Here is a 20,649-nt window from a genome sequence, read left to right on the forward strand (position 1 = left end):
CGCCGGGGCGGCGGCATTCGGGCGCACGGGGCCGGGCCCGGCGGCACGGGCCCGCGCGGGTGGGCGCGGGTGGGCACGGCCCGCACGGGCCCGCACGTAGCCGGGGTCAACCGATGTCCGGCGGATCGATCCGTACCCGGACCGGGTCGGCCTCCTTGCGCGCGATGCGTGCCGTCTGCGCGGCCTTGAGCGCGGCCGCCAGCGCCGCACCGCTGCCCGGCCGTACCCGGAGCAGCACGCGTTCCCACTGCTCGCCGGGCGGCGGGTCCCCGGCGCGGCGCGGCCGGCCCGGTTCCGGCACCGGAAGCGGCACCGGGCCCAGCACGTCGGTGCCCTCGGGCAGTTCGGCGGTGGCCACGAGGTCGGCGACGGCGGCCGGACGCCCGGCGACGGCCGCCATCCGGGACACCGGGGGAAAGCCCAGCTCGGCGCGCTCGGCCAGCTCGCGCACCGCGTGCCCGGCCGGATCCCAGCGCACCAGCGCCTGCACGGGCCGCAGCGTCGGCTCGGCCAGCACGACGACCGTGCCGCCCTCGCCCGCCGGACGCACCAGCGCCGCCGCGCCCGCCCAGCGCCGCAGCGCCTCCTCCCCCGCGCGCAGGTCGGGCCGGTTGAGCAGTGCCCAGCCGTCGAGCAGCAGCGCCGCCGCGTATCCCGGGCCCTCGGCCACCGGTTCCGCGCCCGGCGTTGAGATCACCAGCGCCGGGCTGTCCGGCACGGACGCCAGCACCGCGTCCCGCCCCGACATGCGCACCGGCACCTTGGGGAAGGCCCGGCCCAGCTCGTCGGCCGTGCGCCGCGCTCCCACGACCTGCGCGCGCAGCCGGACCCCGCCGCACTCGTGGCAGTGCCAGGCGGTCTCGATCCGGCCGCACCACCCGCAGGTCGGCGCGCCGCCGCCCTCCCTGAGCTCCAGCGGCCCGGAACAGCCCCCGCACCGGGCGGTCTCCCGGCACCGCTCGCAGGCCAGCCCCGGTACGTATCCGCGGCGCGGCACCTGCACCAGCACCGGGCCGCGGGCCAGTGCCTCCTTGGTGACCTGCCACGCCAGGCTCGGCAGCCGTGCCGCCCGCGCCGCCGCGTCCCGCGCCTCGTCCAGGTCACCGACGGTACGGATCAGGGGGGCGACGACCCGTACCTGCTCCCGGGCGGCGGCCAGGGGCAGTGCCCACCGGGTGTCGACCAGCTGGGCGCCCTCGACGGTGCAGGTGAAGCCGCCGAGCAGAAAGCCCGCCCGTTCCTCGGTAGCCCGCAGCAGCAGCACCTCGCGGGCGTGGGGCTGCGGGGCGTGCGGCTCGGAGTGGCTGGAGTCGCCGTCGTCCCACAGCGCGACCAGGCCCAGGTCGGCGACCGGCGCGAACATCGCGGCCCGGGTCCCCACCACGGCCCGCACCGCGCCCCGGCTGAGGGCCAGCCAGCGGCGGTACCGTTCCTCGGGCCCGGCGTCGGCGGTGAGCGTCACATGCCGGCCCTCGCCCAGCAGCGCGGTCAGTGCCGCGTCGACCCGGGCCGCCGCCCGGCCGTCGGGCACCACGGCCAGCGCGCCGCGCCCGGAGGCCAGGGTCGCCGCCATGGCCCGCGCCAGCTCCTGCGGCCACTGCGGTCCGGGCAGCGCCGTCCACACCGCCCGGGGCGAGTCGCCGCGGGCCAGGGCCTGGAGGAACGCCGGACCCGTCGGATACCGCGCCCAGCTCCCCGGCACCGGGGCCTCGGGCGTCGGCGGGGCGGCCCGCACCGGCTCCGCCTCCGCCTTCGCCCGCCGGGGCGGCACCGCCAGCTGCACCACATCCGCCAGCGCCCCGGCATAGCGGTCGGCCACCGCCCGGCACAGCCGCAGCAGGGCGGGCGTCAGTACCTGTTCGGGCGAGAGCACCTGCGCCAGCGGTGCCAGCGGTCCCCGGTAGTCGCTCTCGGTGAGCCGTGCCACCACGAAGCCGTCGTGCAGCTCGCCGCCCTCGCGGCGCCCCTTGACCACCCTCGCGCCGAACCGCACCCGCACCCGCACGCCCGGCTGCGCCTCCTGGTCCATGGCCGCCGGCACCGCGTAGTCGAAGTACTGGTCCAGGTGGAGCAGGCCCTTGTCCACCAGCACCCGGGCCACCGGCAGCCCCTCGGCCAGTGCCGCCCCGCGCCAGGTCCGCGGCTTGGCCCTGGGCTCCTTGGCCTGGCGGACCGTCTCCCGTATGAGGGCGAGCTGCTCTCCCCCGCCGGCCTGCTCCGACGGGGCTTCGCTGGGGTGGTTCTCGCTGCTCACAGCCTCAGTGTTACCAGACGGCGCGGACAACGGGCGGTGGCGTGACGCGCGACGGCCCCGGACCTGGGGTCAGGTCCGGGGCCGGGCGGGAAACGACGAGCCGGGTTACAGGCCGACGGCCCTGCGCAGCGCGTCCACGCGGTCGGTGCGCTCCCAGGTGAAGTCCGGCAGCGCGCGGCCGAAGTGGCCGTAGGCGGCGGTCTGGGCGTAGATGGGCCGCAGCAGGTCCAGGTCGCGGATGATGGCGGCCGGGCGGAGGTCGAAGACGGAGCCGATGGCGGCCTCGATCTTCTCGGTGTCGACGGTGGCGGTGCCGAAGGTCTCCACGAAGAGGCCGACGGGCTCGGCCTTGCCGATGGCGTAGGCGACCTGGACCTCGCAGCGGGAGGCCAGGCCGGCCGCGACGACGTTCTTGGCGACCCAGCGCATGGCGTAGGCGGCCGAACGGTCGACCTTGGACGGGTCCTTGCCGGAGAAGGCGCCGCCGCCGTGGCGGGCCATGCCGCCGTAGGTGTCGATGATGATCTTGCGGCCGGTGAGGCCGGCGTCGCCCATGGGGCCGCCGATCTCGAAGCGCCCGGTGGGGTTGACCAGGAGGCGGTAGCCGTCGGTGTCGAGCTTGATGCCCTCCTCGACCAGGGCCTTCAGCTCGGGCTCGACGACGAACTCCCGGATGTCCGGGGCCAGCAGGGACTCCAGGTCGATGTCCGAGGCGTGCTGCGAGGAGACCACGACGGTGTCCAGACGGACCGCCTTGGCACCGTCGTACTCGATGGTGACCTGGGTCTTGCCGTCGGGGCGCAGGTAGGGGATGGTCCCGTTCTTGCGCACTTCGGTGAGGCGCTTGGAGAGGCGGTGCGCCAGCGTGATCGGCAGCGGCATCAGCTCGGGCGTCTCGTCGCAGGCGTAGCCGAACATCAGGCCCTGGTCGCCCGCGCCCTGCCGGTCCAGCTCGTCCTCGTCGCCCTCGACCCGGTTCTCGTACGCGGTGTCGACACCCTGCGCGATGTCCGGGGACTGGGCGCCGATGGAGACCGAGACGCCGCAGGAGGCCCCGTCGAAGCCCTTCTTGGACGAGTCGTAACCGATGTCGAGGATCGTGTTGCGCACCAGGGTCGCGATGTCCGCGTATCCCTTGGTCGTGACCTCTCCGGCGACGTGCACCAGACCGGTGGTGATCAGCGTCTCGACGGCGACGCGGGAGGTGGGGTCCTCCTTCAGAAGCGCGTCGAGGATCGTGTCGCTGATCTGGTCAGCGATCTTGTCGGGGTGTCCCTCGGTGACGGACTCCGAGGTGAACAGGCGGCGGGACACATCGCTCCCTGGGGTTGCAGCGGCTGCTGACTGAACATTTGGTGGCTCGCGCGGGGCTGCGCCCGGCGGTTTCCTTGACTAGTTTATCGTCCGGCTCGCATCCATGGACACGGCATCTCGAAGCTTGGAAACGCCGTGACCTGCGACACTTCCATTCACCGTATGACGTGACCCCGCTATCGGCCCAGACGGCGCGCCACGAGGTCCCACAGCACGTCCGCCAGAGCCTCCTTCGGGCCGAACGGTACGGGGGTCTCGGTGCCGTCGGCGGCGAGCACGACGGCCTCGTTCTCCTCGGCCCCGAAGGCCTTGCGGTCGCCGACCTCGTTGACGACCAGCAGGTCACAGCCCTTGCGGGTGAGCTTGGCACGGCCGTTGGCGAGGACGTCGTCGGTCTCGGCGGCGAAGCCGACAACGATCTGCCGGGGGTTCGGCCGGCCGTGGGAGAGCTCGGCGAGCACGTCGGGGTTACGGACCAGCTCCAGCGGCGGCGGCTCCTCGCCGTCCTTCTTCTTGATCTTGCCCTCGGCGTAGTGGACCGGCCGGAAGTCGGCGACAGCGGCCGCCATCACCACCGCGTCGGCGTCGGCGGCGGCCTTGAGCACGGCCTCCCGCAGCTGTACGGCGGTGCCGACCCGGACCAGGTCGGCGCCGGCCGGGTCGGGCAGGTCGGTGTTGGCGGCGACCAGGGTGACCCGTGCGCCGCGGGCGAGGGCGACCCGGGCCAGCGCGTACCCCTGCTTGCCGGAGGAGCGGTTGCCCAGGTAGCGCACCGGGTCGAGGGGTTCGCGGGTGCCGCCCGCGCTGATGACGACGTGCCGGCCGGTGAGGTCGGCGGCGAGACCCTCGGCGCCCCGGGCCAGGACGCGGCGGCAGGCCTCGAAGATGGCGGCCGGGTCGGGGAGCCGGCCCTTGCCGGTGTCGACTCCGGTGAGCCGGCCGACGGCGGGCTCGATCACGATCGCGCCGCGCCCGCGCAGGGTGGCGACATTGTCCTGGGTGGCGGGGTGCTCCCACATCTCGGTGTGCATGGCGGGGGCGAAGACCACCGGACAGCGGGCGGTGAGCAGGGTGTTGGTGAGCAGGTCGTCGGCGAGGCCGTGGGCCGCCCTGGCGAGCAGGTCGGCGGTGGCGGGGGCGACCACCACGAGGTCGGCGTGCTGCCCGATCCGTACGTGCGGGACCTCCTCGACGCCGGCCCACACCTGGGTGGTCACCGGGTTGCCGGACAGCGCCGACCAGGTGGCCTCGCCGACGAAGCGCAGCGCCGACTCGGTGGGTACCACCCGTACGTCGTGCCCCGACTCGGTGAACCGCCGCAGCAGCTCGCACGCCTTGTACGCGGCGATGCCGCCGCCGACCCCCAGAACGACCCGTGGCTTCTTCATGGGTCCATCACACACCACGGGCCCGGCCGATGGACGGCCGGGCCCGTGGGGCAGCGCCGGAGAGGGCTGCGGAAAACAACTACTGAGCCGGGCCTTCCACAGCCTCGGAGGTCAGCAGACCCGCGTTGATCTCGCGCAGGGCGATCGAGAGCGGCTTCTCGTGGACGTGGGTGTCCACCAGCGGGCCGACGTACTCCAGCAGGCCTTCGCCGAGCTGCGAGTAGTACGCGTTGATCTGACGCGCACGCTTGGCCGCGTAGATCACGAGGCTGTACTTCGAGTCAGTGGCCTCGAGCAGCTCGTCGATCGGCGGGTTGATGATGCCCTCGGGCGCGGTGATGGAAGAGGACACGCTCTACCTTCCGATAAGTGGGTCCCCCCAGCGGAGCGAGGGGGATGAAAAGATCAGAGTCAGACAACTCCCATCAAGGCTAGCAGCTCACGTGCTACGTCCTCGACGGAGGTGTTGACCAGGGTGGTGTCGAACTCCGGTTCGGCGGCCAGTTCGATCTTCGCCGCCGCCAGCCGCCGCTCGATCACCTCGGGCGACTCGGTGCCGCGGCCGGTGAGCCGGCGGACCAGTTCGTCCCAGCCGGGCGGGGCCAGGAAGACCAGCCGGGCGTCGGCCATGGCCTGACGGACCAGCCGGGCACCCTGCAGATCGATCTCCAGCAGGACCGGCACACCGGCGTCGAGCTTGTCGAGCACGGCGCCGCGCGGAGTGCCGTAGCGGTTACCCGCGAACTCCGCCCACTCCAGCAGTTCCCCGTTGGCGACGAGCTTGTCGAACTCGTCGTTGTCCACGAAGTAGTACTGGACCCCGTGCTTCTCACCGGGGCGCGGCTTGCGGGTGGTCGCCGACACCGAGAGCCATACCTCGGGGTGGACTTTGCGCATATGGGCGACGACCGTGCTCTTGCCGACCCCCGAAGGGCCGGAGAGCACGGTCAGCCGCGGACGTTCCATCATGAAGCGATTATCCCCGGTTCCGGAGTGTGCCGGTGACCGCTGGGGACACGTCAGGCAGCCGGACTGCCGAACTCGCGCTCCAGGGAGGCGATCTGGTTGGAGCCGAGCCCACGGACCCGGCGGCTCTCGGAGATGCCGAGCCGCTCCATGATCTGCTTGGCCCGGACCTTGCCCACGCCGGGCAGGGACTCCAGAAGGGCGGAGACCTTCATCTTGCCGATGACGTCGTTCTCCTGGCCCGACTTGATCACCTCGTGCAGCGAGGCGCCGGAGTGCTTGAGCCGATTCTTGACCTCGGCGCGCTCCCGGCGAGCCGCGGCGGCCTTTTCGAGCGCGGCAGCGCGCTGTTCAGGGGTAAGGGGCGGAAGAGCCACGCCTACGTCACCTCGGATGTAGAACTTGTCGGATACGGACCGGTGTGGAACCTAGTCACCCCCCACCTGCGAGGGCAACATGAAACGCGCTGGCTGCGCGCTCTCGTCGGAGACTAGCGGCCAGAGCGCTCACAGTCAGCGCAAACAAGAAGAAAAGTCCTGGTCAGCCTTGCTCGACCAGGACTTTTGGGGCAAATCACCTCTAGTTTCGGGCCTACTTGACAGCTTCCGTCACTTCTGCAGCCTCCCGGGCGGCCGATTCACGCAGTGCGGCGACCGACGGTCCGTGTCGCAGGACGCCCCGGCTGAAGCTCGGGAGGACGTTGCGCACGGCGTCGCCGAAGATCCTCGGCAGATCGGCGGCGGTGGCTCCCTGGGCGCCCATACCGGGGGCCAGCAGCGGGCCGTTCACCGCGAGGTCCACCCCCGCCTCGGACAGGGTCGCCCCCACCACCGCCCCGACCGAGCCGAGCGGGGCGGGGCCGGCAATCCCGGCGTGCGCGGCGTCATCGTTCTCCCGCGCGATGTGGTCCAGCATCACCTGCGCGAGCGACCTGCCGGAGCCGTCGGACGCCGTCGCCCGCTGCACCTCGGCGCCCTCCGGGTTGGAGGTCAGGGCCAGCACGAAGACCCCCGACCCGCTGATCCGGGCCGCGTCCAGGGCCGGGCGCAGCGAGCCGAAGCCGAGGTAGGGACTCACGGTGACCGCGTCCGAGAACAGCGGCGAGTCCTTGTCCAGGTAGGTCGCGGCATAGGCGGCCATGGTCGAGCCGATGTCGCCCCTCTTGGCGTCCATCAGGACCAGGGCGCCGGCCTGCCGCGCCTGGGCGACGGCCCGTTCCAGCACCGCGATGCCGCGCGAACCGAACCGTTCGAAGAAGGCGCTCTGCGGCTTGAGCACGGCCACCCGGTCGGCCAGCGCCTCGACCACGGTGTACGTGAAGCGCTCCAGTCCGGCGACGTCGTCGCCCAGGCCCCAGGAGGACAGCAGCGACGCGTGCGGGTCGATGCCGACGCACAGCGGTCCGCGGGTGTCCATGGCGCGGCGCAGCCGTGCTCCGAAGGGTTCGGTGTGGTCCGGGCTCACGGAGGTCATGCGGCGGTCTCCTTGCGGGCGGCGGCACCGACGGCGTCGGCGAGGGTGGCGTACGGGCTGTGCGCGAGGCGGTCGGCCAGGTCCCGGTGGATGCGACGGCACCAGAAGGGGCCCTCGTAGACGAAGGCGCTGTAGCCCTGCACCAGCGTGGCACCGGCGAGGATGCGCTGCCAGACGTCGTCGGCGGTCTCCACCCCGCCGACCCCGACCAGGGTGATCCGGTCCCCCACCCGGGCGTACAGCCGGCTCAGCACTTCGAGGGAGCGGGCCTTGAGCGGGGCGCCGGACAGCCCGCCGGTCTCCTTGACCAGCGCGGGGTCCGAGGTGAGGCCCAGGCCCTCGCGGGCGATGGTGGTGTTGGTGGCGATGATGCCGTCCAGGCCCAGCTCGACGGCGAGGTCGGCGACCGCGTCCACGTCCTCGTCGGCGAGGTCGGGGGCGATCTTGACGAGCAGCGGCAGCTCGCCTGCGGCGGCCCGGACCGCGGTCAGCAGGGGCCGCAGATGGTCGACGGCCTGCAGATCGCGCAGGCCGGGGGTGTTCGGCGACGACACATTGACGACCAGGTAGTCCGCGTACGGGGCCAGCCGCTCGGCCGAGGCGGCGTAGTCGGCGGCGGCTTCCGCCTCCGGGGTGATCTTGGTTTTGCCGATGTTGACGCCGACGGTGGTCCGGAAGACCGCGTTGCGGGCGGCCAGGCGGGCCGCGACGGCTTCGGAGCCCTCGTTGTTGAAGCCCATCCGGTTGATCAGCGCCCGGTCGGGCACCAGCCGGAAGAGCCGCTTGCGGGGGTTGCCGGGCTGGGCCCGCGCGGTCACGGTGCCGATCTCGACGTGGTCGAAGCCCAGCATGGCCAGGCCGTCGATCCCGACCGCGTTCTTGTCGAAGCCGGCGGCCAGACCGAAGGGGCCGTGCATGCGCAGCCCGAAGGCCTCGGTGCGCAGCGCCGGGTAACGGGGCGCGAGGACGGCCGCGACGAAGGTGCGCAGCACGGGGATGCGGGCGGCGAGCCGGATCCAGCCGAAGGCGAGGTGGTGGGCCCGCTCGGGGTCGAGCCGGCGGAGGATCAGCTTGAAGACAAGCGGGTACATCAGGTGTTCTGCCTTTCCCTGCCGGTGGGTCGGGGGTGGGCCGCCGCTCGCCCGGGGCGGCGCGGGCCGGCCGGCCTGCCCGCGCCCGGCGGCGGACACGCACCCCCACCGGCCGTGGCCGGGGTTTCACGGGCGGCGGACGCCCGGTGGCCGGGCCGGCCCGTTCCCCCCGGGGGGAGGAACGGGCGGCACAACCCGGCGCGACGGGGGCTCAGGCCTCGCGGCCCGCGTTCAGCTGCGCGGCGTGCTCCTGCAGGGACCGCACCCCGACGTCGCCCCGGTTGAGCGCGTCGATGCCCTGGACGGCCGCTGCCAGCGCCTGGACGGTGGTCAGGCACGGGACTCCGCGGGCGACGGCCGCGGTGCGGATCTCGTAGCCGTCGAGGCGGCCACCGGTGCCGAAGGGGGTGTTGACGATGAGGTCGACGTCACCGTTGTGCACGAGCTGCACGATCGTGGGCTCGCCGCCCGGGCCGGTGCCCTCGCTGAGCTTGCGGACGACGGTGGCGTGGATGCCGTTGCGCCGCAGCATCTCCGCCGTGCCCGAGGTGGCCAGCAGCTCGAACCCGTGCTCGACCAGGGCCCGGGCGGGGAAGATCAGGGCGCGCTTGTCGCGGTTGGCGACCGAGACGAAGGCGCGGCCCTTGGTGGGCAGGGCCCCGTAGGCGGCGGCCTGGGACTTGGCGTAGGCGGTGCCGAAGACGGTGTCGATGCCCATGACCTCGCCGGTGGAGCGCATCTCGGGGCCGAGGATGGTGTCGACTCCGCGGCCCTGGACGTCGCGGAAGCGGGCCCAGGGAAGGACGGCCTCCTTGACCGAGATCGGCGCGTCCAGCGGCAGGGTGCCTCCGTCGCCGTCGGCCGGCAGGAGGCCTTCGGCGCGCAGCTCGGCGATGGTCGCGCCGAGCGAGATACGGGCGGCGGCCTTGGCCAGCGGGACGGCGGTGGCCTTGGAGGTGAAGGGGACCGTGCGGGAGGCGCGCGGGTTGGCTTCGAGGACGTACAGGATGTCCCCGGCGAGGGCGAACTGGATGTTGATCAGGCCCTGGACGCCGACGCCCGCCGCGATGGCCTCCGTCGAGGTGCGCAGCCGCTTGATGTCGTGGCCGCCCAGCGTGATGGGGGGCAGTGCGCAGGCGGAGTCGCCGGAGTGGATGCCGGCTTCCTCGATGTGCTCCATGACGCCGCCGAGGTAGAGCTCGTGGCCGTCGTAGAGGGCGTCGACGTCGATCTCGATGGCGTCGTCGAGGAAGCGGTCCACCAGGACCGGGCGGTCGGGGCTGATCTCGGTGGACTCGGCGATGTACGAGGCGAGCCGGGCCTCCTCGTAGACGATCTCCATGCCGCGGCCGCCGAGGACGTAGCTGGGCCGTACGAGCACCGGGTAGCCGATCTCGTCGGCGATGGCCTTGGCCTCGTCGAAGGTGGTGGCGGTGCCGTGCTTGGGGGCGGGCAGGCCGGCCTTGCTCAGCACACGGCCGAAGGCGCCGCGGTCCTCGGCGAGGTGGATGGCCTCCGGGGAGGTGCCCACGACGGGGACGCCGTTGTCCTTGAGGGCCTGGGCCAGGCCCAGCGGGGTCTGGCCGCCGAGCTGGACGATCACGCCCGCCACCGGCCCGGCCAGCGTCTCGGCGTGGACGATCTCCAGGACGTCCTCCAGCGTGAGCGGCTCGAAGTAGAGCCGGTCGGAGGTGTCGTAGTCGGTGGAGACGGTCTCGGGGTTGCAGTTGACCATGACGGTCTCGTAGCCGGCGTCGGACAGCGCGAAGGAGGCGTGGACGCAGGAGTAGTCGAACTCGATGCCCTGGCCGATGCGGTTGGGGCCCGAGCCGAGGATGATCACCGCGGGCTTCTCGCGCGGCGCGACCTCGCTCTCCTCGTCGTAGGAGGAGTAGAAGTACGGGGTGTTGGCGGCGAACTCGGCGGCGCAGGTGTCGACCGTCTTGTAGACCGGGCGCACACCGAGGGCGTGCCGCACCTCGCGCACCACGTCCTCGCGCAGGCCGCGGATGCCGCCGATCTGGGCGTCGGAGAAGCCGTGCCGCTTGGCCTCGGCCAGCAGCTCCGGGTCGAGCCGGTCGGCGTCGGCCAGGGCGTCGGCGGTCTCCTTGATCAGGAAGAGCTGGTCGACGAACCAGGGGTCGATCCTGGTGGCCTCGAAGACCTCGTCCGGGGTGGCCCCGGCGCGGATGGCCTCCATGACGGTGTTGATCCGGCCGTCGGTCGGGACCGCGGCCTTGGCCAGCAGTTCCGTTTTGTCACCGGTCGCGCCGGTGAAGGCGAACTGGCTGCCCTTCTTCTCCAGCGAGCGCAGCGCCTTGTTGAGGGCCTCGGTGAAGTTGCGGCCGATGGCCATGGCCTCGCCGACCGACTTCATGGTGGTGGTCAGCGTCGCGTCGGCGGCCGGGAACTTCTCGAACGCGAACCGCGGCACCTTGACGACGACGTAGTCCAGCGCCGGTTCGAAGGAGGCCGGGGTCTTCTCGGTGATGTCGTTGGGGATCTCGTCGAGGGTGTAGCCGACGGCGAGCCGGGCGGCGATCTTGGCGATCGGGAAGCCGGTGGCCTTGGACGCCAGGGCGGAGGAGCGCGAGACCCGCGGGTTCATCTCGATGACGATGACGCGGCCGTCTTCGGGGTTGATCGCGAACTGGATGTTGCAGCCGCCGGTGTCGACGCCGACCTCGCGGATGATCGCGATGCCGATGTCGCGCAGCCGCTGGTATTCACGGTCGGTGAGGGTCATGGCCGGGGCGACGGTGATCGAGTCACCGGTGTGCACGCCCATGGGGTCGAAGTTCTCGATGGAGCAGACGACCACGACGTTGTCGTGCTTGTCGCGCATCAGCTCCAGCTCGTACTCCTTCCAGCCCAGGATGGACTCCTCCAGGAGCACCTCGGTGGTCGGCGAGAGGGTCAGGCCCTGCCCGGCGATGCGGCGCAGCTCCTCCTCGTCGTGCGCGAAGCCCGAGCCGGCGCCGCCCATGGTGAAGGAGGGGCGGACGACGACCGGGTAGCCGCCCAGTTCCCGTACGCCGGCCAGGACGTCGTCCAGGGAGTGGCAGATCACCGAGCGGGCGGACTCGCCGTAACCGATCCTGGCGCGTACGGCCTCGACGACGCCCTTGAACAGGTCGCGGTCCTCGCCCTTGTTGATCGCCTCGACGTTGGCGCCGATGAGCTCGACACCGTACTTGTCCAGGACGCCCTGCTCGTGCATGGAGATCGCGGTGTTCAGCGCGGTCTGGCCGCCCAGGGTGGGCAGCAGGGCGTCGGGGCGCTCCTTGGCGATGATCTTCTCGACGTACTCCGGGGTGATCGGCTCGACATAGGTGGCGTCGGCGATCTCCGGGTCGGTCATGATCGTGGCGGGGTTGGAGTTGACCAGGATGACCCGCAGGCCCTCGGACTTGAGCACCCGGCAGGCCTGGGTGCCGGAGTAGTCGAACTCGGCGGCCTGGCCGATGACGATCGGGCCGGAGCCGATGACCAGGACGGACTGGATGTCGGTGCGCTTAGGCACGCTGGCCCTCCAGGAGCGAGACAAAACGGTCGAACAGGTAGGCCGCGTCGTGCGGGCCGGCCGCGGCTTCGGGGTGGTACTGGACGCTGAAGGCAGGCTGGTCGAGCAGCCGGAGTCCTTCGACCACGTTGTCGTTGAGGCAGACGTGGGAGACCTCGGCCCGGCCGTAGGGGGTGTCCGAGACGGCGTCGAGCGGGGCGTCGACGGCGAAGCCGTGGTTGTGCGCGGTCACCTCGACCTTGCCGGTGGCGCGGTCCTGGACGGGCTGGTTGATGCCGCGGTGGCCGTACTTCAGCTTGTACGTGCCGAAGCCGAGGGCGCGGCCGAGCAGCTGGTTGCCGAAGCAGATCCCGAACAGCGGGGTCCTGCGCTCCAGGACGCCGTGGAGGGTGGTGAGGTCGGCGGTGGCCGGGTCGCCGGGGCCGTTGGACAGGAACACGCCGTCGGGCCGGACCGCGTAGACGTCCTCGACGCTGGCAGTGGCGGGCAGCACATGGACCTCGATGCCGCGCTCGGCCATCCGGTGCGGGGTCATGCCCTTGATGCCCAGGTCGATGGCGGCGACGGTGAACCGCTTCTCGCCGATGGCCGGGACGACGTAGGGCTCGGTGGTGGCGACCTCGGCGGACAGGTCGGCGCCCTTCATCTGCGGGGACTGCCGGACGCGCTCCAGCAGGGCCTCCTCGTCGGCGAGGGGCACGCCGGAGAAGATGCCGACGCGCATGGCGCCGCGCTCGCGCAGGTGGCGGGTGAGCGCGCGGGTGTCGATGCCGCTGATGCCGACGACTCCCTGCGCGACGAGCTCCTCGTCCAGCGTGCGCACCGAGCGCCAGTTGGACGGGAGGCGGGCGGGGTCGCGGACGACGTAGCCGGCGACCCAGATCCGGGACGACTCGGGGTCCTCGTCGTTGACGCCGGTGTTGCCGATGTGCGGGGCCGTCATGACGACCACCTGGCGGTGGTAGGAGGGGTCGGTCAGCGTCTCCTGGTAGCCGGTCATGCCGGTGGAGAACACCGCCTCCCCGAAGGTCTCCCCCACGGCCCCGTAGGCGCGGCCGCGGAAGGTGCGGCCGTCCTCCAGGACGAGTACGGCGGGAGTCTTGGCCCCCTGGGTGGAGGTCGTCATCGTGCGGCGCCTTCCGTAGTGGTGTGCAGGGTGTTGATGGCCTCGACCCAGGCCGGGTGCTCGGCGGACCGGTCGGAGCGGAAGCCGGAGTCGATCAGCCGGTCGCCGTGGGCCCAGGTGACGATCAGCAGGCCGCCCTCGGTGAGGACCTTGCCGGCGATGCCCTTGTCGAGCCGGGCCTCGCGCAGGGCGGCGGCGGGGACGAAGAAGTCGGTGGCACCGGGGCGTACGACCGCCAGCCCGGCGTCGGTGAGCGTGAGCTCGGCACGGCTGCGGGTGCCCAGGCCGCGGGCGACGATGCGGTCGAGCCACTGCCCGGCCGTGGTGGAGCCGTGGTAGCGGCCGTCGAGCACGGGAAGCCGGGGCTCGCCGGGCTGCTCGGGGGCGGTCGGCAGCTCGGGCAGGTCGCCCTGCAGGGTGCCGCGCCACTTCCAGCCCTCGCGCATCAGCCAGTAGAGCAGGGCCACGAAGAGCAGCAGCCCGACCACCCAGCCGACCCGGTTCGCCCAGTCGGTGACCTGGGCCGATTCCTTCGCCTGGGCGATGAGTACCAGAGGTGTCACGTGAGCTTCCCGTCCATCACCGTCGCCTTGCCCCGCAGGAAGGTGGCGATCACCTGGCCCGGCAGCTCGATGCCCTCGTACGGGGTGTTGCGGCTGCGGGAGGCGAAACCCGCGGGATTCACCACTCCACGGTATGCCGGATCGACCAGCGTGAGGTTGGCGGGCTCACCAGCCGAGACGGGACGGCCGTGGCCGGAGAGGCGGCCGATGACCGCCGGGCGGAAGGACATCCGGTCCGCGACGCCCGCCCAGTCCAGCAGCCCGGTCTCGACCATCGTGTGCTGGACGACACCCAGCGCGGTCTCCAGGCCCACCATGCCCATGGCCGCGGCGGCCCACTCGCAGTCCTTGTCCTCGTGCGGGTGCGGGGCGTGGTCGGTGGCGACGCAGTCGATGGTGCCGTCGGCCAGCGCCTGGCGCAGGGCCATGACGTCGGCCTCGGTGCGCAGCGGCGGGTTGACCTTGTAGACGGGGTTGTAGGAGCGCACCAGCTCGTCGGTGAGGAGCAGGTGGTGCGGGGTGACCTCGGCGGTGACGTCCCAGCCCTTGGACTTGGCCCAGCGGACGATCTCCACCGAGCCGGCGGTCGACAGATGACAGATGTGCACCCGGGAGCCGACGTGCGCGGCGAGCAGCACGTCGCGGGCGATGATCGACTCCTCGGCGACGGCCGGCCAGCCGGTCAGGCCCAGCTCGCCGGAGACGACGCCCTCGTTCATCTGGGCGCCCTCGGTGAGCCGCGGCTCCTGCGCGTGCTGCGCGACGACGCCGTCGAAGGCCTTCACGTACTCCAGGGCCCGGCGCATGATCACCGCGTCGTCCACGCACTTGCCGTCGTCGGAGAAGACCCGCACCCCGGCGGCGGAGTCGGCCATGGCGCCCAGCTCGGCGAGCTGCTTGCCCTCCAGGCCGACGGTGACGGCGCCGACCGGCTGTACGTCGCAGTAGCCGTGCTCCTTGCCGAGCCGCCAGACCTGCTCGACGACGCCCGCGGTGTCGGCGACGGGGAAGGTGTTGGCCATGGCGTGCACGGCGGTGTATCCGCCGACGGCGGCGGCGCGGGTGCCGGTGAGGACCGTCTCGGAGTCCTCACGGCCGGGCTCGCGCAGGTGGGTGTGGAGGTCGACCAGGCCGGGGAGCAGGATCAGGCCCGCGGCCTCGACGACGGTGGCGCCGGCGGCGTCCAGTCCGGTGCCGACGGCGGCGACGGTTTCGCCGTCGATCAGGACGTCCTGCGGCTCGCCGCCGAGGATCCGCGCGCCGCGGATCAGGGTCTTGGTGGTGCTCACTGGTTCTCCTCGGTGCGGGCGTGGGTGGCGGCGGGGCCGGAAACGGCGGGTGCGGCGCCGCCGAGCAGCAGGTACAGGACGGCCATGCGGATGCTGACACCGTTCCTGACCTGCTCGACGGCGGTGCAGCGCGGCGAGTCGGCGACCTCGGCGGTGATCTCCATGCCCCGGTTCATCGGGCCGGGGTGCATGACGATGGCGTGCTCGGGCAGCGCGGCCATCCGGATGCCGTCGAGGCCGTAGCGGCGGGCGTACTCGCGCTCGGTGGGGAAGAAGGCGGCGTTCATCCGCTCGCGCTGGACGCGGAGCATCATCACCGCGTCGGACTTGGCGAGCACCGCGTCCAGGTCGTACGAGATCTCGCAGGGCCAGTGCTCGACGCCGATCGGCAGCAGGGTGGGCGGGGCGACCAGGGTGACCTCGGCGCCCAGAGTGCCCAGCAGCAGCACATTGGAGCGGGCGACCCGGCTGTGCAGGATGTCGCCGACGACGGTGATCCGGCGGCCGGCGAGGTCGCCGCCGGTGCGGGCGAGGTGCCGGCGCATGGTGAAGGCGTCCAGCAGGGCCTGGGTGGGGTGCTCGTGGGTGCCGTCGCCCGCGTTGACCACGGAGCCGTTGATCCAGCCGGAGGTGGCCAGGCGGTGCGGGGCGCCGGAGGTGTGGTGGCGGATGACGACGGCGTCGGCGCCCATCGCCTCCAGGGTCAGGGCGGTGTCCTTGAGGGACTCGCCCTTGGAGACCGAGGAGCCCTTGGCGGAGAAGTTGATGACGTCGGCGGAGAGCCGCTTGGCGGCGGCCTCGAAGGAGATGCGGGTGCGGGTCGAGTCCTCGAAGAAGAGGTTGACGACCGTGCGGCCGCGCAGCGTCGGCAGCTTCTTGATGGGGCGGTCGGCGACACGGGCCATTTCCTCGGCGGTGTCGAGGACCAGGATGGCGTCGTCGCGGGTGAGGTCTGCGGCCGAGATCAGGTGGCGCTTCATCGGGTTCGCTTCCGAGAAGAGGGTGTGGATGACGTCGAGGGCGCGCCAGGGCCCGCGGGGAACGGCCCGGGCCCGGTGGGCGTTGCGTGGCTACTGGTCGCGGGAGCCGAGCAGGACGGTGTCGCGGCCGTCCTCCTCGGTGAGCTGGACCTTGACGGTCTCGCGCAGCGAGGTCGGGATGTTCTTGCCGACGTAGTCGGCCCGGATGGGCAGCTCGCGGTGGCCGCGGTCGACCAGGACCGCCAGCTGGACGGCGCGCGGGCGGCCGATGTCGCCCAGCGCGTCGAGGGCGGCCCGGATGGTGCGGCCGGAGAAGAGCACGTCGTCGACGAGGACCACGAGGCGGCCGTCCACCCCGTCACCGGGGATGTCGGTGCGGGCGAGCGCGCGGGGCGGGCCGAGCCGCAGGTCGTCGCGGTACATGGTGATGTCGAGGGAGCCGACGGGGACCTTGCGTCCGGTGATCTCGGCGAGCTTGTCGGCGAGCCGGCGGGCGAGGAAGACGCCGCGCGTCGGGATGCCGAGCAGGACCACGTCGTCGGCGCCCTTGGCGCGTTCGACGATCTCGTGGGCGATACGGGTCAGGACCCGTGCGATGTCCGGCGCCTCCAGGACGGGGCGGGCCGGGTTCGCGCCGACGGAACCTGTCGGACTCGTCGGACTCGTCGAACCGGTCGAACCTGTCGGACTTGTTGAACCGGTCGAGCTGGTTGCACTGAATTCGGCCATCAGAAATGGACCTCCTTCCCCGCCTCACGGGACGGGTCTTAAAGGACGCCAGAATTACGTCGTCACCGTAGCAGGTAGCCGCGTATGGTCTCGCACCAACGGCACACAGGGTACGCGAAACGCCGTAAACCTGTCATTCCGAACGCTTCAGTGGTACCGGTGTGGACCATTCGGCTTGACGATTCCAACTACGCTGCGTAACATCACACTGAGTAACCGAGTTTCCGTCCGGGGAGCCTTATGTCCAGCGATTACGCCAAGCAGCTCGGAGCCAAGCTCCGCGCCATCCGCACGCAGCAGGGACTCTCCCTCCACGGCGTCGAGGAGAAGTCCCAGGGCCGCTGGAAGGCCGTCGTCGTCGGCTCGTACGAGCGCGGCGACCGTGCGGTGACCGTCCAGCGCCTTGCCGAGCTCGCCGACTTCTACGGCGTTCCCGTGCAGGAGCTGCTGCCCGGCTCCGCGCCCGGTGGCGCCGCCGAGCCGCCGCCGAAGCTCGTCCTCGATCTCGAACGGCTCTCGCAGGTGCCGTCGGACAAGGCCGGCCCGCTGCAGCGCTATGCCGCCACCATCCAGAGCCAGCGTGGCGACTACAACGGCAAGGTGCTGTCGATCCGCCAGGACGACCTGCGCACCCTCGCCGTGATCTACGACCAGTCGCCGTCGGTCCTGACCGACCAGCTGATCAGCTGGGGTGTGCTGGACGCGGACGCGCGCCGCGCGGTCCAGCACGAAGAAGGCTGACGCCCCAGAATCTGCAGAAACGTTCGCCCGGTGGTGCGGTGTCCTCACGGACGCCGCGCCGCCGGGCGTTTTCTGTGTGCGGGCCACCCGACCGCGCCGGCGGCCCCGAACGGCCTGGGCCCGGAACGCGGGTGCGTTCCGGGCCCAGGGTGCCGCCGCACGGCTACTCGCGCCGCAGGCTGGGCTTCAGGTCCTTCAGACGGGCCAGCAGCCCGTTCACGAAGGCCGGGGACTCGTCCGTGGAGAACTCCTTCGCCAGCTGGACGGCCTCGTCGAGGACGACGGCGTCGGGCACCTCGTCCTCCCAGATCAGTTCGTACGCGCCGAGCCGCAGCACATTGCGGTCCACGACCGGCATCCGGTCGAGCGTCCAGCCCACCGAGTAGGTGGACAGCAGCTCGTCGATGCGCGCGGCGTGGGCGGAGTAGCCCTCCACGAGCTGCATGGTGTACTCGCTGACCGGCGGCTGCCGGTCGTCGGTCCGGGCCAGCCGTATCCAGTCCGCCATGGCGGTCTTGGGGCCGACTCCTCGCTGCTCCGCCTCGAACAGGATCTGGAAGGCCCGCTTGCGGGCCTTGTTCCGGGCAGCCACGGTTAGTTGTTCACCCGGCCGAGGTAGTCACCCGTACGGGTGTCCACCTTGACCTTTTCACCCGTGGTGATGAAGAGCGGGACACCGATCTCGTAACCGGTCTCCAGGCGCGCCGGCTTGGAGCCGCCGGTGGAGCGGTCGCCCTGGACGCCGGGCTCGGTGTACTCGATGACGAGCTCGACGGAGGCCGGCAGGTCGATGTAGAGCGGCGCGCCCTCGTACATCGCGACGACGGCCTCGAAGCCCTCCAGGAGGTAGTTGGCGGCGTCGCCGATGACCTCGGGGGTGATCGTGATCTGGTCGTAGGTGTCCGTGTCCATGAACACGAAGTCGGAGCCGTCCTTGTAGGAGAACTGCATGCCGCGCTTGTCGACGTTGGCCGTCTCGACCTTCACGCCGGCGTTGAAGGTCTTGTCGACGACCTTGCCGGAAAGCACGTGCTTGAGCTTCGTACGGACGAAGGCGGGGCCCTTGCCGGGCTTGACGTGCTGGAACTCGACTACTGACCAGAGCTGGCCCCCGTCGAGCTTGAGCACGAGGCCATTCTTGAGGTCGTTCGTGGATGCCACGGTTGCGGAATCTCCTGGACTGCTGCTTCGGAGACCAAACGTGCGCGCCCACTTACAGGGCGAGCAGCTCCTTGGTCGTGATGGTGAGTAGCTCGGGCCCGCCGTCCGCCACGGGGCGTACGACGAGTGTGTCGTCGATGCGGACACCGCCGCGGCCCGGAAGATGGACCCCCGGTTCGACGGTGACCGGCACGCAAGCGTCCAGTTTACCCATGGCCGCGGGCGACATCCGAGGGTCCTCGCCGATCTCCAGACCGACGCCGTGCCCGGTGCTCTCCTCCAGCTCGTCGCCGAACCCCGCGGCGGTCAGCGCCGACCGGGTGGCTCGGTCGACATCACGGCAGGCCACACCCGGTGCGAGGGCTTCCCGGCCGGCCCGCTGAGCGGCGAACACCAGGTCGTACAGCTCGACCTGCCAGTCGGCCGGAGTGGTCCCGATGACGAAGGTACGGCCCACCTCGCAGCGGTAGCCGCGGTAGCGGGCGCCCAGGCAGACGGTGAGGAAGTCGCCCTCCTCCACCCGGCGGTCGGTGGGCATGTGACGGGCGACACCCGAGTGCGGGCCGGTACCGACGGAGGTGGGGAAGGCCGGGCCCTCCGCGCCGTGGTCGACCAGCCGGCGTTCCAGTTCCAGGGCGAGGTGGCGCTCGGTGCGGCCGACCAGGATCGACTCCAGCAGCTCGCCGAGGGCCTGGTCCGCGATCTCCGCGGCGATGCGCAGCGCGGCGATCTCCTGCTCGTCCTTGACCAGGCGCAGCTGCTCCACCGCCCCGCCGAGGTCACCGATGCGGACGCCCGGTACGACCGAGCCGATCGCCCGGTACCTGGCCATCGTCAGATGGTGTTCCTCGACGGTCAGCGCCCGTGCCCCGCGCTCGCGGGCGAGGTCGGCGGCGGCCACCACCGGGTCGGCGTCCGGCGAGGGCAGAGGGCAGCACCAGGGCGCGTACGTCGTCCGGTACCTGGCCCTCGGCGGGGTCGCCGGAGGGCCGTCGGCGGTGGACCAGGACGTCCTGCGCGCCAGGACCGACCAGCAGCACCGCGTCGGCGGGGGCGCAGCCGGTCAGGTAACGGACGTTGGCCGGGCGGGACACCAGGGCCGCTTCCGCCCCTGCCGCGGCGCAGCGGTCACGGAGGCGTTCCCTGCGAACGGCGTGCACCTCGGACATGTGGCGAGCGTACGTCGCCGCCGGGTGTCCGGCCCGTCGAGCGCGTCCGGGGGTGGCCCACCGGGACGCGGCGGGGCCCGGGCAGGGCCCGGCGGCCGCCCGGGCCGGCCCCGCACCGGCTCCCTACCAGGCCGGTGGGCCCTGGAGGCTGCGGGTGACCACGCTGTCCAGTGCCGCGGCGGCGGAGACGACGTCCATCTGGGAGTTGTCGATGATCGGCAGCCCGGAGCCGTACCAGCCGGCCATCCGGCCGTGGATACGGGCCACCTCCTCGTCGGACAGCCGGCGGTTGCCGGAGCGCTGCGCGTTGCGGGCCAGTACGACGTCCAGGCCGGGCAGCAGCACGACGGGCAGCAGCCCCGGGCCGACGTGCCGTTTCCAGCCGCCGAGGCCGACGACCGGCCGGTCCGGGAAGACGGCGTCGTCGATGATGCAGGAGATGCCGTTGGCCAGGAAGTTGCGGGCCGAGAAGCCGCAGGTGCGGCGGGCCAGGCGGTACTGGGCCTCGGAGTGCTCGTTCCAGCCCGACTGCGGGTCGGCGAATCCGGAGCGCACCCATTCGCGGACGTCGTCCAGGCTGATGTGCGCCGTCGGCACACCCCGGTGGTCGGCCCAGTGGCGGGCGATGGTGGTCTTGCCCGCCCCGGCCGCGCCGATCAGCAGCACGGCGACGGGCGCCGGGGTGTGTGTCTGCGGCTGCGGCTGCGGCAACTGGACCGGCGCTCCCGGTGGCAGCGGGAAGTGTCCCGTGGTGCCGCCGTGCGGCGGTGGCATTGGCACCCCCACAGCATGCTGCATGTCGGCCCACTCCGTCTCGTACGGGATCGTGCTTGCGCGAGCGGCGGGCGGAGCGCCGTTCGACACCGAACGGTACCGTCCCGG

General features: G+C 72.0%; 18 protein-coding genes and 1 pseudogene. 1 reads left to right on the plus strand and 18 read right to left on the minus strand.

The features are described from left to right. Positions 1-106: 106 nt before the first annotated feature. The 14 genes from RWE79_RS07215 to pyrR form a co-directional block, all read right to left on the minus strand. On the minus strand, positions 107-2,254 hold the full coding sequence (locus RWE79_RS07215) for a primosomal protein N' (protein WP_475939182.1): 2,148 nt from the start codon (positions 2,252-2,254) through the stop codon (positions 107-109). Between the two features lie 105 nt (positions 2,255-2,359). After that, entirely contained in the window at positions 2,360-3,568 is a 1,209-nt protein-coding gene (gene metK / locus RWE79_RS07220; protein ID WP_475939183.1) for a methionine adenosyltransferase, read from the minus strand. Between the two features lie 176 nt (positions 3,569-3,744). Then, a complete protein-coding gene (gene coaBC / locus RWE79_RS07225; RefSeq protein ID WP_475939184.1) occupies positions 3,745-4,956 on the minus strand; it encodes a bifunctional phosphopantothenoylcysteine decarboxylase/phosphopantothenate--cysteine ligase CoaBC in 1,212 nt (403 codons plus the stop codon). 79 nt (positions 4,957-5,035) lie between these two features. After that, positions 5,036-5,308: a DNA-directed RNA polymerase subunit omega gene (rpoZ, locus tag RWE79_RS07230; RefSeq protein WP_003982715.1), complete on the minus strand. Its 273-nt coding sequence runs from the start codon at positions 5,306-5,308 to the stop codon at positions 5,036-5,038. Positions 5,309-5,367: 59 nt separating this feature from the next. Beyond that, positions 5,368-5,925, minus strand: coding sequence for a guanylate kinase (gene gmk / locus RWE79_RS07235; RefSeq protein ID WP_475939185.1), 558 nt, complete (start codon positions 5,923-5,925; stop codon positions 5,368-5,370). 50 nt (positions 5,926-5,975) lie between these two features. Continuing rightward, positions 5,976-6,299 (minus strand): integration host factor, encoded by a 324-nt coding sequence (locus tag RWE79_RS07240; protein WP_127358056.1) that lies wholly within the window; start codon positions 6,297-6,299, stop codon positions 5,976-5,978. 214 nt (positions 6,300-6,513) lie between these two features. Next, complete coding sequence (gene pyrF, locus RWE79_RS07245) at positions 6,514-7,395, minus strand: orotidine-5'-phosphate decarboxylase (RefSeq protein WP_475939186.1); 882 nt, start codon at positions 7,393-7,395, stop codon at positions 6,514-6,516. Continuing rightward, positions 7,392-8,486: a quinone-dependent dihydroorotate dehydrogenase gene (locus tag RWE79_RS07250; RefSeq protein ID WP_475939187.1), complete on the minus strand. Its 1,095-nt coding sequence runs from the start codon at positions 8,484-8,486 to the stop codon at positions 7,392-7,394. The genes pyrF and RWE79_RS07250 overlap by 4 nt, the downstream gene beginning before the upstream one ends. Positions 8,487-8,697: 211 nt before the next feature. Continuing rightward, positions 8,698-12,009 carry a carbamoyl-phosphate synthase large subunit gene (gene carB / locus RWE79_RS07255; RefSeq protein WP_475939188.1) on the minus strand — a complete coding sequence of 1,104 codons (3,312 nt, stop codon included), beginning with the start codon at positions 12,007-12,009 and terminating at the stop codon, positions 8,698-8,700. Next, positions 12,002-13,135 carry a glutamine-hydrolyzing carbamoyl-phosphate synthase small subunit gene (gene carA / locus RWE79_RS07260; RefSeq protein WP_475939189.1) on the minus strand — a complete coding sequence of 378 codons (1,134 nt, stop codon included), beginning with the start codon at positions 13,133-13,135 and terminating at the stop codon, positions 12,002-12,004. The genes carB and carA overlap by 8 nt, the downstream gene beginning before the upstream one ends. Continuing rightward, positions 13,132-13,698 (minus strand): PH-like domain-containing protein, encoded by a 567-nt coding sequence (locus tag RWE79_RS07265; protein WP_475939190.1) that lies wholly within the window; start codon positions 13,696-13,698, stop codon positions 13,132-13,134. Before RWE79_RS07265 ends, carA begins: the two co-directional genes overlap by 4 nt. Then, positions 13,695-14,987, minus strand: coding sequence for a dihydroorotase (locus RWE79_RS07270; RefSeq protein WP_475939191.1), 1,293 nt, complete (start codon positions 14,985-14,987; stop codon positions 13,695-13,697). The genes RWE79_RS07265 and RWE79_RS07270 overlap by 4 nt, the downstream gene beginning before the upstream one ends. Continuing rightward, complete coding sequence (locus tag RWE79_RS07275; protein WP_475939192.1) at positions 14,984-15,967, minus strand: aspartate carbamoyltransferase catalytic subunit; 984 nt, start codon at positions 15,965-15,967, stop codon at positions 14,984-14,986. Before RWE79_RS07275 ends, RWE79_RS07270 begins: the two co-directional genes overlap by 4 nt. Before the next feature lie 90 nt (positions 15,968-16,057). Further along, positions 16,058-16,696, minus strand: coding sequence for a bifunctional pyr operon transcriptional regulator/uracil phosphoribosyltransferase PyrR (pyrR, locus tag RWE79_RS07280; protein WP_475939193.1), 639 nt, complete (start codon positions 16,694-16,696; stop codon positions 16,058-16,060). 240 nt (positions 16,697-16,936) lie between these two features. Between pyrR and bldD the strand changes: the two genes are divergently transcribed. Beyond that, positions 16,937-17,437: a transcriptional regulator BldD gene (bldD, locus tag RWE79_RS07285; protein ID WP_384643529.1), complete on the plus strand. Its 501-nt coding sequence runs from the start codon at positions 16,937-16,939 to the stop codon at positions 17,435-17,437. 163 nt (positions 17,438-17,600) lie between these two features. Here the strand turns inward: bldD and nusB are convergent, their stop codons facing one another. The 4 genes and pseudogenes from nusB to RWE79_RS07305 all read right to left on the minus strand — a co-directional run bounded on the left by nusB (position 17,601) and on the right by RWE79_RS07305 (position 20,565). After that, positions 17,601-18,029, minus strand: a complete 429-nt coding sequence (nusB, locus tag RWE79_RS07290) for a transcription antitermination factor NusB (protein ID WP_475939194.1) — start codon at positions 18,027-18,029, stop codon at positions 17,601-17,603. A gap of 2 nt (positions 18,030-18,031) precedes the next feature. Continuing rightward, positions 18,032-18,598 (minus strand): elongation factor P, encoded by a 567-nt coding sequence (gene efp / locus RWE79_RS07295; protein ID WP_475939195.1) that lies wholly within the window; start codon positions 18,596-18,598, stop codon positions 18,032-18,034. 52 nt (positions 18,599-18,650) lie between these two features. Beyond that, a pseudogene (locus tag RWE79_RS07300) lies at positions 18,651-19,767 on the minus strand (aminopeptidase P family protein). Positions 19,768-19,890: 123 nt separating this feature from the next. Continuing rightward, positions 19,891-20,565, minus strand: coding sequence for a P-loop nucleotide/nucleoside kinase family protein (locus RWE79_RS07305; RefSeq protein WP_475939196.1), 675 nt, complete (start codon positions 20,563-20,565; stop codon positions 19,891-19,893). Positions 20,566-20,649: the final 84 nt, after the last annotated feature.

Source organism: Streptomyces sp. RLA131, from assembly GCF_056270125.1.